The 13,443-nt window shown below is 69.8% G+C and carries 14 protein-coding genes; 7 read left to right on the top strand and 7 right to left on the bottom strand.

All coding sequences use genetic code 11. From position 1 onward, the window contains the following. Positions 1-57: 57 nt before the first annotated feature. From ACFC0Z_RS06870 to ACFC0Z_RS06860, 3 genes are all read right to left on the bottom strand, one after another. Positions 58-1,344: an MAB_1171c family putative transporter gene (locus tag ACFC0Z_RS06870; protein WP_376433595.1), complete on the bottom strand. Its 1,287-nt coding sequence runs from the start codon at positions 1,342-1,344 to the stop codon at positions 58-60. 13 nt (positions 1,345-1,357) lie between these two features. Beyond that, positions 1,358-1,807, bottom strand: coding sequence for a hypothetical protein (locus ACFC0Z_RS06865; protein WP_376433593.1), 450 nt, complete (start codon positions 1,805-1,807; stop codon positions 1,358-1,360). 230 nt (positions 1,808-2,037) lie between these two features. Continuing rightward, positions 2,038-2,217: a hypothetical protein gene (locus tag ACFC0Z_RS06860; protein WP_376433592.1), complete on the bottom strand. Its 180-nt coding sequence runs from the start codon at positions 2,215-2,217 to the stop codon at positions 2,038-2,040. A 172-nt stretch (positions 2,218-2,389) separates the two neighbouring features. On the opposite strand from ACFC0Z_RS06860, the gene ACFC0Z_RS06855 reads away from it, so the two are divergent. The 4 genes from ACFC0Z_RS06855 to ACFC0Z_RS06840 all read left to right on the top strand — a co-directional run bounded on the left by ACFC0Z_RS06855 (position 2,390) and on the right by ACFC0Z_RS06840 (position 6,384). Continuing rightward, positions 2,390-3,373, top strand: coding sequence for a LuxR C-terminal-related transcriptional regulator (locus ACFC0Z_RS06855; protein WP_376433590.1), 984 nt, complete (start codon positions 2,390-2,392; stop codon positions 3,371-3,373). A 142-nt stretch (positions 3,374-3,515) separates the two neighbouring features. Further along, positions 3,516-3,800, top strand: a complete 285-nt coding sequence (locus tag ACFC0Z_RS06850) for a CPCC family cysteine-rich protein (protein WP_376433588.1) — start codon at positions 3,516-3,518, stop codon at positions 3,798-3,800. Positions 3,801-4,014: 214 nt separating this feature from the next. Further along, the gene (locus ACFC0Z_RS06845) at positions 4,015-4,320 is read left to right on the top strand and encodes a hypothetical protein (protein ID WP_376433586.1); all 306 of its coding nucleotides are present in this window, start codon (positions 4,015-4,017) and stop codon (positions 4,318-4,320) included. 480 nt (positions 4,321-4,800) lie between these two features. Further along, positions 4,801-6,384, top strand: coding sequence for a serine/threonine-protein kinase (locus ACFC0Z_RS06840; protein ID WP_376433584.1), 1,584 nt, complete (start codon positions 4,801-4,803; stop codon positions 6,382-6,384). 128 nt (positions 6,385-6,512) lie between these two features. Here ACFC0Z_RS06840 and ACFC0Z_RS06835 read toward each other — a convergent pair whose 3' ends face one another. The 3 genes from ACFC0Z_RS06835 to ACFC0Z_RS06825 all read right to left on the bottom strand — a co-directional run bounded on the left by ACFC0Z_RS06835 (position 6,513) and on the right by ACFC0Z_RS06825 (position 9,628). Continuing rightward, positions 6,513-7,472, bottom strand: coding sequence for a threonine/serine dehydratase (locus ACFC0Z_RS06835; protein WP_376435008.1), 960 nt, complete (start codon positions 7,470-7,472; stop codon positions 6,513-6,515). Between the two features lie 300 nt (positions 7,473-7,772). Then, positions 7,773-8,444 (bottom strand): response regulator, encoded by a 672-nt coding sequence (locus ACFC0Z_RS06830; protein WP_376433582.1) that lies wholly within the window; start codon positions 8,442-8,444, stop codon positions 7,773-7,775. Next, entirely contained in the window at positions 8,441-9,628 is a 1,188-nt protein-coding gene (locus ACFC0Z_RS06825; RefSeq protein WP_376433580.1) for a sensor histidine kinase, read from the bottom strand. The genes ACFC0Z_RS06830 and ACFC0Z_RS06825 overlap by 4 nt, the downstream gene beginning before the upstream one ends. Positions 9,629-9,760: 132 nt before the next feature. Between ACFC0Z_RS06825 and ACFC0Z_RS06820 the strand changes: the two genes are divergently transcribed. The 3 genes from ACFC0Z_RS06820 (at position 9,761) to ACFC0Z_RS06810 (ending at position 12,729) form a co-directional block, all read left to right on the top strand. After that, positions 9,761-10,717 carry an ABC transporter ATP-binding protein gene (locus ACFC0Z_RS06820; protein ID WP_376433578.1) on the top strand — a complete coding sequence of 319 codons (957 nt, stop codon included), beginning with the start codon at positions 9,761-9,763 and terminating at the stop codon, positions 10,715-10,717. After that, positions 10,714-11,589, top strand: coding sequence for an ABC transporter permease (locus tag ACFC0Z_RS06815; protein ID WP_376433576.1), 876 nt, complete (start codon positions 10,714-10,716; stop codon positions 11,587-11,589). The genes ACFC0Z_RS06820 and ACFC0Z_RS06815 overlap by 4 nt, the downstream gene beginning before the upstream one ends. A 159-nt stretch (positions 11,590-11,748) precedes the next feature. Then, a complete protein-coding gene (locus ACFC0Z_RS06810; protein ID WP_376433574.1) occupies positions 11,749-12,729 on the top strand; it encodes a hypothetical protein in 981 nt (326 codons plus the stop codon). 144 nt (positions 12,730-12,873) lie between these two features. Here the strand turns inward: ACFC0Z_RS06810 and ACFC0Z_RS06805 are convergent, their stop codons facing one another. Beyond that, the gene (locus tag ACFC0Z_RS06805) at positions 12,874-13,272 is read right to left on the bottom strand and encodes a hypothetical protein (RefSeq protein ID WP_376433572.1); all 399 of its coding nucleotides are present in this window, start codon (positions 13,270-13,272) and stop codon (positions 12,874-12,876) included. Positions 13,273-13,443: the final 171 nt, after the last annotated feature.

Raw genomic sequence — 13,443 nt, 5'->3', positions numbered from 1 at the left:
GCTCAACTGCTGAGTTCTCGAACCCCCATGGCCGGCGCCGTGCTCGGCACCGGCCGATCAGGACACTACCTCGCGCCCACCAGCGGTCTGCCGCGGCTGCGGGTCGAGGCCCTGGGCCCTCAGCTCTCGCAGCGACGAGACGACCAGCGGATGGTTCAGGTGGGCGGCGACGAGCAGCAGCCTGCCCCGCTCCTCGGACGCGGCCGTGTCCTCCCCCGGAAGCGCGGCGACGGGGTTGGCGGGCGCGACCGGCCGCCCCGGTCGCCGCGAACGAGCCGCATGGAGACGAGCCGCATGGGTACGTGCCTCCCGGAGACGAAGCCCGGCATCGCGGAGCACGGCCGCCGTCACGACGGCCTGCCGCTCCGCCGCCGACAAGGCGGAACCGCCCGCTTCCACGTGCCGCGTGATGGTCTCGGCCGCATCGGCCGACGACCAGGCGCGCAGCACGCGCATCCCGTCGAGGATCTCGACCACCCGGCGGTGCAGCGCGAACCGGACATGGGTGAGGCGCAGGCCGGGACCGTTCGCGTCCAGAGCGAGCCTTTCGTCCACGTCCTTCACGGCGAGCAGCCACAACGGCTGGAGGGCCTTGATGTCACGTCGCTCGCGCAGCCACGCGCTGACGGCGGCACCGGTCATCCCGTAACTGGTCAGGACCGCGGCCGCGGAGCCGAACAGCGATCCGGCGACCCCCACGTCGTCGAGAGCGTGATGGCCCAGGCTCGCGAAGAGGACGGCCGGTGCGTTGCACGCCACGTACCCCATGCAGAGCACCATCGAGACGCTGAAGTACTTCACGGCGTGCTGGAGAACCGGATCGGTGGTGTGGGTACGACGGGCGAGCCGGGCCGTGCTCCAGGTGGCGCAGGTCAGCGCGGCCAGGAACAGCACCAGATAGGCCAGAACGAAAGGATGTCCTTCGGCGAAGTCGGTGTTGAAGCGTCGGGGATCGGCGGCCAGACCGCCCAGGTCCGCCGACCAGAAGGTGACGACCATCGCGATCAGCACCAGCCCGTACGCCGCTCCCCACGCGGCTGCCCGCCGTCGGACCTCCGTGCGCTCACCGGGCGACGTGGTGGCGGTCCAGAGCAACGCGAGAAGGTGCGTGTTCGCGTAGCAGACGACAATCCCCATGTACACAGGGAGAGTTGCGGCGCTGGGGATCCCCGTGACCTCGCCCACGGCGCGATAGCCGGCCGGGGAAGCCGCGATGTACACGAACACCGAGACGAAGAAGCTCAGGGTGATCAGGGCCAGCGTGGGAGTGCGTTCCCGCAGGAGCGCCGCACCCTTCCAGAGGGTGATGAGCAGGTTGACGGCCGCTATGGCCAGGTAGACCACCGTCGTCGTGTGCTCAGACACCGGCACTCCTGTGCGCGAGAGTCGAGGAGACCGTCTCGTCCCCGCGGGACGCGTCGAACTGGAGCCGCTGCAGCATGGTCGTGGCGAACGTCTCCGCGCTCAGTTCGGCCTTCTTGGCGTAGTGGGACCTGGTCAGGACCCTCAGTACGGCCTCGGGCTTGACGCCCGGCAGGAGCAGACGGATCGCTTCCTCGTCCATCGCCAGGTCGTGACCGCCGTCCTCGGCAGGATGCTCCTCCCAGAGATGGAAGAGCTCGTGCAGGGTGGAGTGAGCCCGCGTCAGCTCACCGGCCCCTGAGTCGACGACGACGTAATCCCGGTCATGACCCCGGACGCAGAAGGCCGACACCTCGGGCGGAAGCGGCACCCGGACCGTGACGATCCTCTTGCCCCGCTTCTCCTCGACAGCCCTGACCACGGCGTCCATGTCGCTGGCACCCATGAGACCCAAGTCCCGGTTGATGATCCGCCGGGCCTGCCGCGTAGCCGCCCACAGATCCCCCCACGCACGTAAGGCGCCCCACCTGCCGGTCCCTCGCCGCCCGTGCGCCCCCGGACGTCGTAGCTCCCTCGGCATTCCTGTGTCTCTCCTGATCAGGGCGGATTCGGTACGGCCGGACCGGCGCCGTGATCCGGGTTCCGGAACTCACGGCGCGGTCCGCGCAAGACGATTCAGTTCCAGTAGGGGTCCTGAGGCGCGGCCACCGACGGTGCATTCCACTCCGGGTCCGCTGAGATCACGTACTGCGCCTCCGGGTCGGCGGCGGCCTGGACGAGCGCCGGCGACGAGAATGCCAGGGCGGCGAGGGCGGCTCCGCCAATCCCGATTGCGGCCTTACTCACGGCTATCACGAGGTGTCTCCTTCGTCGGATTCTTTCTGTGGAAGAAGGGTCTTCCGCTCGGACCTGCGGGTTCATCGAGCAGATCCCGGCAGCTCACGGGAAGTTAGGCTTCCTTACCAGCCTGGTGCTCGCAAGGAATCAAGGGTGCCCATCGGCGCATTGCGCGGATGGGCAGGGGGAGATGGTGGACGAACACGGCGAAGCGGCCTCGAAGGCCGACGGGCTCGACCTTTCCCCCGACGACGTGGATCTCTACTGGAGTATTCGGCGCGGAGACGACGACCTGAAGGCGGACGATCCGCAGCTGGAGAAGCTCCGAAGCATCGGGGTCGTCTTCACCGAGCCCCTCACCAACAGGCCCAGCGCACGGCCGTTGCGGCATGTCGAGCGAGAGCTGATCCGCCAGGAACTTGACGAAGTCGATCGGCTTCTCAGACGGATCCGACAGATTCCCTCGGCCTTGGACACCCTGGACCCGGCCGTGTCCGCAGGGCAGTTCGGGACCAACGCGATCGAGATCATCGACCACCCCACAGCCATTCACCACTTCCTTCACACCGCGATCGAGACCTCCACCACCGTCTGGGCATCCCAGACACAGCCGAGACACGCGAAACGACTGGCGGTGGCAGCCGTCCGCGATGTCGCCCTCCTCAAGAAGGGCGGCGTCCGCTACCGCAGCCTGTACCCCACGAGCGCCCGGACCCGAACTCCTGAGACCGACTACGCCAGGAAGACAGCCGAGACCGGCGCAGCCGAGAGCAGGACCTCCTCGCGAAGGTTCCCCCGCATGATCATCACCGACTCGCTCGCGGTGATCTCGGACCGACGGGTGGGGGAGGGCCGTCACGAACCCGCGATCGTCGTCCGCGACCCGGCCATGCTCGCGTGGCTGCGCGAGGAGTACGAGCTGCACTGGGAGGCAGCCGACCCCTGGTTCCCGGCGTCGGCGGACAGCCCCAGTGACCGCGAGCTCATCGAGCGCGACATGCTCCAGATGCTCGCGGAAGGCAACACGCGCGACGCGATCACACGAGCACTCGAAATCAGCCCGCGCACCTACACGACCTACATGGCCGCCCTGCGCGAACGCCTCAACGCGAAGACGAACGAGCAGCTCATGTACGAACTCGGGAAGCAGCACCAGGCCGGCCCCCGGCCCTGAAGCCGCAAGCGAATGATGCCCGCTCGCGCCTGCCTGGCCCAGGCTGTCCGCGCTCGGAAAACCGCCGCTGACCACAGATTTGATCCTGAGTCAGCACATTCGGCTAGGCCGTTTACTGTGGATCACTCCGGGGAGCGGGACGATGGCGGCCATGGTCTCTGACGAAACGCCCACCAGTCCCGCGAATCACGCCGCTAACGACCTCATCGCGTGCCCATGCTGCTTCCAGCGAACGTTGGAGGAGCGGGCAAACTTCGAGATCTGTCCAGAGTGCGGCTGGGAGGACGACGGGCAGGACGACGCGGACGCTCACATCGTCCGGGGCGGTCCCAACGGCCGGCTGAGCTTGGCGCAGGCCCGGATGGGTTACCTGGAAGAAGCGGCTGAAGGAATCGATGAGTCCATGACACGCGGTGGGCATCCATGAGGGGCAAGGCACCCGAAGACTGGGGAGCGACTACGGGACGCCCATCGCAGGTGAACGGCCCCTGACCAGCCGATTGGTCGGGGGTCATTCATGTGTCCGGACAGCGTGACAGTCCGATACTCCCCGTGACTCCCCGCTGGATCGGGCACGCGAGGGGCATGGTGATTGCCAGGGCGGCTCCTGAGCCTCCTTACCTTGCTGCTTTGATCAGAGGATGACCCACTCTGATGATCCGGCTGGCGACAGATCTGGGCGGATGAGCCGTTCCGTCGTTTGCGGCGGGGCTTCCGTTGCGTTCTGGTTCTGCTGCCCGCTTTGGATGCTCGTCTGGGCTCTGGCCCTGCCGCTCGGCCTCACGGGCCTCTTCCTGGGTGCCATCGAATACCGCGTTGCCTCACGAAAGGGCGTCAGCCGTGCGCAGCCTCTGACCGGCCTGGCGCTCTCTTCGGTCGGTACGGCAGCGGCCGTTGCGTACATGCTCTTCGTGTTCGCCCATCCGGACTTGCCGATTCAGGAGTAGGTCGACGGAGCGGCTTTGGGGTCGAGCTGCCACTGTTGCCAACCTTCGCCGAACACCCAGGGCTCCCATCCCGTCTGCCGTCGCCCCACACGCTGTGCAGCGGGCATAGGCGCTGATGTCCAGACGACATGCTCATCGGCCACGGTGATACGGGTACCGACGCGGAGCGACCACACCGGACAGTGCCACATCGCGGCAGCAGCTGCTCCCCGCCCGCCCGTTCCCGGTGGTGCGGTCGCCTCACGTATCCGTCATCCGTGACGGGGGTACGGCGCCCTGCCCTGCTGGGGCCTGGCAGTCGGCCGGCCGTGCGCAAGAGGCCCCCTCCCTTGCTGCTAGGGCGTGTCCGGCCGATCATGCGCGGTGCCGGATGACGATGACTGACACGGGTGTGGTGCCGGCGGTAGAGCCGGGCCTGGCGGCCCGGCGGCGGGCTGGATAGTCTCCCGCCGCAGGAGTCGGGCGGTACGGGGGACGGGTATGACGATGGGCACTGCCCTGGTGGCAGGGGATCCGCGGCAGGTGGGGCGGTACCGGATCGTCTCCCGGCTCGGTGCCGGCGGCATGGGCCGGGTGTACCTCGGACGGTCCCCGAGCGGGCGGGCCCTGGCAGTGAAGGTCGTGCGGCCGGACCTGGCGGAGGAGGACGGCTTCCGGCGCCGGTTCGCCCAGGAGGTCGCCGCAGCCCGCAGGGTGAACGGCGTCTTCACGGCCGCCGTGGTGGACGCGGATCCGGACGGGGATCCGCCGTGGCTCGCCACCGCCTACGTCCCCGGCATGTCCCTGGGTGATGCCGTGAGCGCGTACGGGCCTTGGGCTCAGGACTCCGTTCTCGCGCTGGGGGCGGGGCTGGCCGAGGCGCTGGAGGCCATCCACGCCGCCGGGGTGGTGCACCGGGACCTCAAACCGGGGAACGTCCTGCTGTCGGCGGACGGCCCGCGCGTGATCGACTTCGGCATCTCGGTCGGCACCGCCGACACCACCGGTGCCGACAGGGTGACGAAGGCCGGAGCCATCATCGGAACCCCCGGTTTCATGGCTCCCGAGCAGGTGACCGGAGACCCGGTCGGGCCGGCCTCCGACGTCTTCTCACTCGGGGTTCTCCTGGCGTGGACAGCCACTGGCAGAGGCCTGTTCGGGGACGGTCCGGCGCTCACGATGGCCTACCGTGCCGTGCACGACGAACCCGACCTCACGCATCTGCCCGACGGCCTGCGGGAAGTGACGCGGCGCTGCCTGGCCAAGGCCCCGGAACAGCGTCCGGACGTGACAGAACTCCTGGAGCTGCTGACGGCGACGCACGGCGACCGTCCCGACCGGCTCGCGGTCCCCGAACTCTGGCTTCCGGCGCCGGTCGCCCACGCCGTACGCACGACGACGGCGGTGACGGGCCCGGAACCCACGGCCCTGGACTCGCCATCGGCCCCGGCCCCGGCACCGATGCTGGAGCCCGTTCCGGAGCGGGCGCCGGACGTCATTCCCGGAAGCATGCCGGAACCCATCCGCGACGACCGTACGGACAACCGGCCGAAGGGTGCTCCCGGCTCCGCCAGGTCGGCCTTTCCGCGCCGGGCCGTGATTGCGGTCGGCACCGTGCTGTCGACCGTGGCCCTCGTCGTCTCGGCCGTGCTCTACGCCAACTCCCAGCGAGAGGACCACGTTGGCGGGCCCTCGCCGAGCACGACACCCACCTCGCCGAGCAAGGCACCTGGCTCACAGACCGCCACGCGCGCGCCGTCATCCGCGACCGGGCTGGGCGAGGTCGCGGTGACCTTCGTCCTGGCGGGTGTGATCCGCAGCGAGCCGACCAGGGACTCCGACCGGCTCGGCGAGTTCGAGGCCGGCCGCAGCCATGTCCACTGCCGCGTCCGGGGCGGAGACGTCAACGGCCTCGGTGACATCTGGAACTCGTGGTGGCTGTTGACGGAAACCGGCCCGACCGGCAGGAACGCCTGGGTGTCCGCCTACTACCTCAATGGCGACGACACGGCCAGGGCAGCGGACGGCTCCGACATCCCCGACTGCCCCAGCAAGGTCCTGAACCGCACCTCAAGCGGCAGCTGAAACCCGTGCACGAGCCGGGTCCGTCCGTCGACCAGGCCGAGGCCGACACCCTCAAGACGTACGTGGAGCCCTGCGAGACCAGCATCGTCCACTACGCCCCGACCCAGTCAGGTCCGAAGCCTGCGCGATCAGCGCAGCCCGAAGCGCTCGGCCCAGGCCATCACATCGGTGGTCGTCGCATTGCCGCCGCACACCACCAGGCCGATCCTGGCACCCTCACCGACGCGCTCCAGGACCCGGCGTGCCGCGGGCAGCAGGCATCCGGCGGCGGGCTCGGCCCAGACCTTCGCGTGATCGGCCAGATCGAGGGTGCCCTGCACGGCCTCGGCGTCGGTCACCGTGAGGACATCGGTGACCAGCGCCGAGACATGCTCGTAGGTGAGCTGTGAGGCGCTGGGAGCGCTCAGTGTCGAGACGATCGAGGACAGTTCGACCGGCACCGGCCCGCCGGAGGCCAGGGCCGCCGACATGGCTCGCGCGCCTTCGGTCTCCACGCCCCAGATCCGTACACCCGGACGGCGCGCGTGCAGCGCGGTGGCGACGCCCGAGATCAGCGCCCCGCCGCCGATGCTGACGAGTACGTCGGTGAGCTCCCCGGCATCCTCCGCGAACTCCAGGCCGACCGTGCCCTGGGCAGCGATGACGACGGGGTCGTCGAAGGGGTGAACCAGAGTGAGCCCCTTGGCCCGGAGTTCGTCCACGAGGGCGAACGCGCCGTCCATGGTGTCCGCGATGACGACGCTCGCCCCGGCGGCCTCGGCAATGTCCACGGCGCGCCTGGGGGCGGACCGTGGCATGACGACGGTCGCCTTGATATCCAGCGCCGATGCCATGACCGCGAGCCCGATGCCGTGGTTGCCGCCGCTCACCGTGACGACCCCGGCGGCGCGTTCCACCTCGCTGAGCGTGAGCAGCTTCGCCGCCGCGCCGCGTGCCTTGAAGGAGCCGGTGCGCTGCAGTACTTCCAGTTTCGCGGTGACAGGCGCGCCAAGGAGAGCGGACAGCCCGTGGCTCGGCACTGTCGGAGTCCGTAGAACATGCCCGGCGATCCGCTCGGCTGCGGCTTCCACGTCCGCGACAGTGATCAGCACGTTCGCCTCCGTCACATGATCCGAGCCGAGGTGACCGGGATCCGTATCGTCCACGGCACCCAGGTGGGCGCCGCGCCCGCGCACGCGGATCAGCGGATCAACCACGCGGCAGTTCGATGATCCTAGCCACCAGCGACAGGCCGGCCTCGGTATGGCGATGGCCGGCCGCTGCCGAGCAGGACGAGACCGCGGCCGCCGCGCCGGGGGAGCGGGCCCGCACCACGGGCGGTTCACGGTCACTGCCTCAGCGGCTGCGCCAGGAGCGGACCAGGAACCCGATGCCGCTTTCACAGGCGCTCAGCCGGACACCGTAACGAGCCCCGCCTCATAGGCGGTGATCACGAGCTGAACCCGGTCCCGGGCGTCCAGCTTGGTGAGCAGGCGGGACACGTGCGATTTCGCGGTGGCCACCGTGATGAAGAGGTCCGCCGCGATCTCGGTGTTCGACCGGCCGCGCCCGACCAGAGTCAGTACTTCCTGTTCCCGCTCGGTGATGCCCTCGACCGGTCGTGCGGAGCGCGCCGGGGCGCTCGCGGGGCGACCGGCGAACTCTGCGATCAGGCGGCGCGTGACGCCGGGCGCGATCAGCGCGTCGCCGGCGGCGACCACGCGGATCGCCGCGAGGATGTCGTCGAGCGCCATGTCCTTGAGCACGAAGCCGCTCGCTCCGGCCCGCAGCGCGCCGTAGACGTGGTCGTCCTCGTCGAAGGTGGTCAGGACGAGGACGCGGGAGGTCGCCGGCCCTGCGGTGATCAGGCGGGTTGCCTCGATTCCGTCCATGCCCGGCATCCGGATGTCCATCACCACGACGTCGGGGTCGATCTCCCCGGCCAGCCGGACCGCCTCGGCTCCGGTGGAGGCCTCGCCGACGACCTCCAGGTCGGGGTGGTGGGCCATGAGCATGCGCAGCCCGGACCGCACCAACGGCTGGTCGTCGACCAGCAGCACGCGTACGGGGCCCCCGCTCATCGGGCCTCCACCGCAACTCCGACGGGCTCCGGCAGCGGGAGTCGCGCCGTCACCCGGAAACCGCCCCCGGGACGTGGCCCGGCACTGAAGCGGCCGTGCAGCAGGGCAACCCGCTCGCGCATGCCCACGATGCCGAAGCCGTGGGCCGCGTCGTCCCCGGCGCCTCCGCGCCCCTCGTCGACGATCTCCACCGACAGTTCCCCGTCCCCGTAGCCGACGGTCACCCGGCACTCCCCGGTGCCCGCGTGGCGGACCACGTTGGTCAACGCCTCCTGGACGATACGGTAGGCCGACAGGTCGATGTCGGCTGGAAGCGGGCGCTGTTCCCCGCTGCGGCGCACCTCGACCCGTACCCCTGCCTCGGCCGTGGCCGCCGCCAGCCGTTCGAGGTCCGCGAGGCCGGGCGAAGGCGCCAGCGATGCCTTCCCCGAGGCTCCCGCGTCCGGATCGGCCTGACGGAGCGCCGCCACCGTGCGCCGAAGCCCCGACAGGGCCTCCCTGCTGGTCACTTCGATGGCGCACAACGCCTCGCGGGCCTCCTCGGGATGGGCCTGGATCACCCGGCTGCCCACCCCCGCCTGGATCGCGATGATGCCGATGCTGTGCGCGACCATGTCGTGCAGCTCCCGGGCGATCCGAAGCCGCTCGGCGACGACGGCCTCGGACACCTCCCGCGTACGCAACGCCACCGCGTGCTCCCGTCGTTCGCGGCTCAACTGGCCGGCGGTGCAGGCCGCGGCCATCGCCAGGACGGTGATGACGACGTTGCCGATCATGTCGCTCCCGTGAGTGAACCCGCCGATCATCAGGAGCTGTACGAGGAAGGATCCGGCCGCCGCGAGGGCCGAGGCCCGCCGCGTGCGGGTGGCGACGACGAACCCCAGGAAGAGGTCCGCCGACAGGTACGCCAGGAACAGGCTCCGGTACGCGTCCGAGAGGTCCGCGGGGGCGCCCGCCAGAACCACGGAGGATCCGAGCAGCGCCATCCCCAGGGCCAGAAGCGGAGCGAGCCGCAGGACACCGACGAGCAGGACCGCGGCGAGCATCGCCCCGAGGCCGTGGACCGTGCCCGAAGCGTGCGGTGCGCCTCCGACGAGCAGACCCGCCGCGAGCACGTACGAGGCTCCCCCCGCCCAGGTCACGAGGCGTGAGGGCGGCGCGGAGGTCGGTATGTCGTCGTTCATCCCGGGAGGCTATCGAGCCACCAACCCCGGAGGCGTCGTCCCGTGGGCGTACGCCCACGGGCGAACCCGGCCCGGCGATGGTCGCCCACGGCCCCATGACCGGACGGGGCTCCTCCCGGGAGTGTTGCTCCCGTGATCGAAGTCAACGAACTCACCAAGCGCTACGGCACCAAGACCGCCGTCGACCACCTCTCCTTCACCGTGCGGCCGGGACACGTCACCGGATTCCTCGGCCCCAACGGCGCCGGCAAGACCACCACCCTGCGGCTGGTCCTCGGGCTCGACGCGCCGACCGGCGGCTCCGCCACCGTCAGCGGGGTGCCCTTCCGCAGCCACGCCCGCGGACTGCGGCACGTCGGCGCCCTCCTCGACGCCGGCCGGGTCCACGGCGGACGCACCGCCGCGGCCCACCTGTCCGCCCTGGCCCGCAGCAACGCGATATCCCCGCGCCGCGTGGACGAGGTACTGCGGGAAGTGGGACTGGCCGAGGCGTCGAACCGCCGCATCGGCGGGTTCTCGCTCGGCATGAAGCAGCGGCTCGGGATCGCCACCGCCCTGCTCGGCGACCCGCCGGTGCTGATGTTCGACGAGCCGGTCAACGGCATGGACCCGGAAGGCGTGCTCTGGATGCGCCGCCTCTTCCGACGCCTCGCGGCCGAGGGCCGCACCGTCTTCCTCTCCAGCCACCTCATGGCGGAGATGGAGAACACCGCCGACCGGCTCGTCGTCATCGGCCGGGGCCGGCTCATCGCCGACGAGTCGGTACGCGACTTCGCGGCCCGCAGCACCGGCCGCGGCGTCGTGGTGGGCACCCGGCAGGCCCCCGAACTGGCCGCCGTACTGACCGCAGCGGGCGCCTCGGTCAACCCGACCGACCCGACCGATCCGACCGCCCCGATCGCCCCGGAAGGATCACAGGGCGCCGAGAAGCTCACCGTGACGGGGCTACCCGCCGAGAGGATCGCGGCGCTCGCCTACGAGCACGGGATCCTGCTGACCGAGCTGACCGCCCGAACCGCCTCGCTGGAGGAGGCCTTCATGGAACTCACCGCCGACAGCGTCGAATACCAGGCAGGACAGCCCCGATGACCTCACCCACCTCCACTCCCTCCCCGGCCCCCGCGACCGCCTCGACCGCCTCGGCCGCGTCCCCCACCGAGCCGCCCGCCCGGTTCAGCGACCTGCTCGCCTCCGAGTGGATCAAAACGCGGTCCCTGCGCTCCACCCCGTGGACCCTCGCCCTCACCACCCTGTTCGTCATCGGATCCGCCGCGGTCTCCGCACTGGCGGAGAAGGACGACCTGCGCCGGATGAGCGCGGCCGCACGGGCCCAAGAGGGATTCCACGTGTTCGTCGCGTTCCCCCCGGCCGGCTACATGACGCTGATGCTCGTCGCGGGGAGCATCGGCGCCCTCACCGTCGTCAGCGAGTACAGCAGCGGCCTGATCGCCACCACCACCGTGGCCGTCCCCGCCCGCGTGGCGGTGACGGCGGCCAAGGCGGTCGTCACCGCCGCACTGTGGACCGCGCTCGGCACGGCCGTCTCCACCGGTTCCTTCCTGGTGTCCCAAGCCATCCTCGGCCAAGAGCGAGCCGGCGTCCCGCTCAGCCATCCCGGAGTGCTCCGCGCGTTGATCGCGTCGGCCCTCCTGGCCCCGGTCTGCGCCCTGGTCGGCCTAGGCTTCGGAGCCCTGATCAGGCACAGCGCCGCCACCATGGTCACCACGTCCTTCGTCCTGGTGATGCTGCCGCCGATCTTCTCGCAGAGCGTGCGCTGGTCCGCCGCCGTGAACCACGCAATGCCGGCCGCGGCATGGCGACGCCTGACGCAGACCTGGGAACCGGATCCCCACTCGCTCGGCTACGACGCCACCATCCCCGGCTCCTGGACCGTGTACGCCCTCTGGCCACTGCTCGCGGCCGCCCTCGCGATGGCCCTCGTACGACGCCGCGACGTGTGAACGTGTCTTGGTGCGTTCGCCGGACTGCCGGGTGCTGACGAGGTGTTGACAGTTTGGTCTGCCGCTCGTGTGGGCTGCAGGTTGGCCAACTCGAGGTCAAGCTGCTGCTGAGCGGGCCATCATTTACCGACGTGTTGTCCGGCTGAAGGGCTGCTTGTCGTGCTGATCTACGCCTTCCGTGATGCCAATGGCGCCTGGTACGGGGATCCGGACGCTGCCATCCATGACATCCGGCCGGGCCGCGGGGTCCTCAGCCTCTCGCCCACGGCACCGGCCCAGGCCCCTGGTCTGTTCGACGGCCAACAGGTCGAGGTTCTCTACGCGGCGTGTGATCTGGAAGCAAGCCAGGCGAGCTACCGGCTCGATGACGGCGCCTCCTACGTGGCTACCTGGCATGTTCACGAGTTACTGTCTCCGGCCTACGAGCACCCGCTCACGCCGCCCCCAGCCGCAGTGCGGGAGGCGACAGCGACGGTGAAGCTCGAGACCGGCAGCCCGCACCGCCGCTACAGCCTTCATGCCGACCTCCTGGCAGAAGGCCGAGTCGACATCACCATCGTCGTCTGCACCTCCGACGGAGTCATCCACGGCGAACTGACCGGAGAGATCGACGTGCGCGATCTCGACGAGGTCGGCCAGCTCATCCTCTCCGCCCCCATCGCCTCTGCCGCGGAGCGCACCTCGTCCGCCGATTCCGCGGCCCCCGTCAAAGCCACCCGTCCTGGCCAGACATGGACCACCGAAGCCGTCGCCTACCTCAAGGAGCACCACCGAGCAGGCAGCAGCCCAGAGCAACTGGCTGAGGCACTCGGGCGCAGTGAGAAGTCCATCCGCTGGAAGCTGTACAGCCTCAAACTCGCGCCGTACCCCAGCGACCTCGTGCCCGATCCACGCCCTGCGACCGAGCCGGAAACCCCCAAGGCGTACACCGTGGAGACGAAGCGGCAACGGCACCCCAACGCGTACAAGCCCTGGGAGCCCGAAGACGAACAGCGGCTCGCCGAGCGCTGTGCCCAAGGCGCCTCGCTGCCCGAACTGTCGCAGGAATTCGGCCGCAACGAGGGTGCCGTTGCCTCTCGGCTACTGAAGATCAAAGCGGAAGGGCCGGCGGCCGATGACGCCTTGGAGTACGGCGGATGAGGCGAGAACACGCTGTCTATGGCTGGACGAGTTCCGCGTTTCCGTGAATGCAGGGATGGTCCCAGGTTCCTGCAGACCTCTTCTGGGCCGATGTCCGCCCCCCCCGCGTGTGTCCGTGTCCCGCGTTCGACTGCCTTGTACTCCCTACAACTGGTCTCCCACGTTGGGTGATCCTGGAGGGTGCGTCCCGCCACCGTCCTTGATATCCGTTGTGCAACTCGTCGGGTTGTAGGACTGGTCGTTGGGGATCAACAGCACCGCGTCAACCTGCTCGGGGTGCTCGATGTCGAGCCAGTGGTCACCGGTGAGGGGATCGTCGGCTGGCCCGAACGCCTGGGACGAGGAAACCGTCTGACACCCCAACGCCAGACGCTTCTTGTCGACCGCACAGGCGTCCACCGCGGTGTCGGAGTAATCATCGGCGCCGTCGAAGCGGAAGCGGAAGTGGACCTGATTACCTTCGGAGGGCGCCTGCGGGTGGGGCTCAAGGCTCCAGCCAACGACCGCGGCGGTGACGCCGGAAAACTGCCCGTCTGTGTCCACGACCTGCACCCTGGCACCAGCCCTACCGCGCTCCGCCGCTGTGTCGGTGCACCCCCAGGAAGAGCAGCCGGACAGAGCGAGAACCACGAGAGCCAGGGGGGCCACAGCGACTACCCGCGGGGGGAACATTGAGACGACCTCCGACCGAGCTAGGAAGGGCCAGCGTATCCG

Origin of the sequence: Streptomyces sp. NPDC056144, from assembly GCF_042264145.1 — a bacterium.
GTDB lineage: Bacteria > Actinomycetota > Actinomycetes > Streptomycetales > Streptomycetaceae > Streptomyces.
The sequence above is the reverse complement of the archived record's forward strand: the minus strand, read 5'-3'. Positions and strand labels throughout refer to the sequence as shown.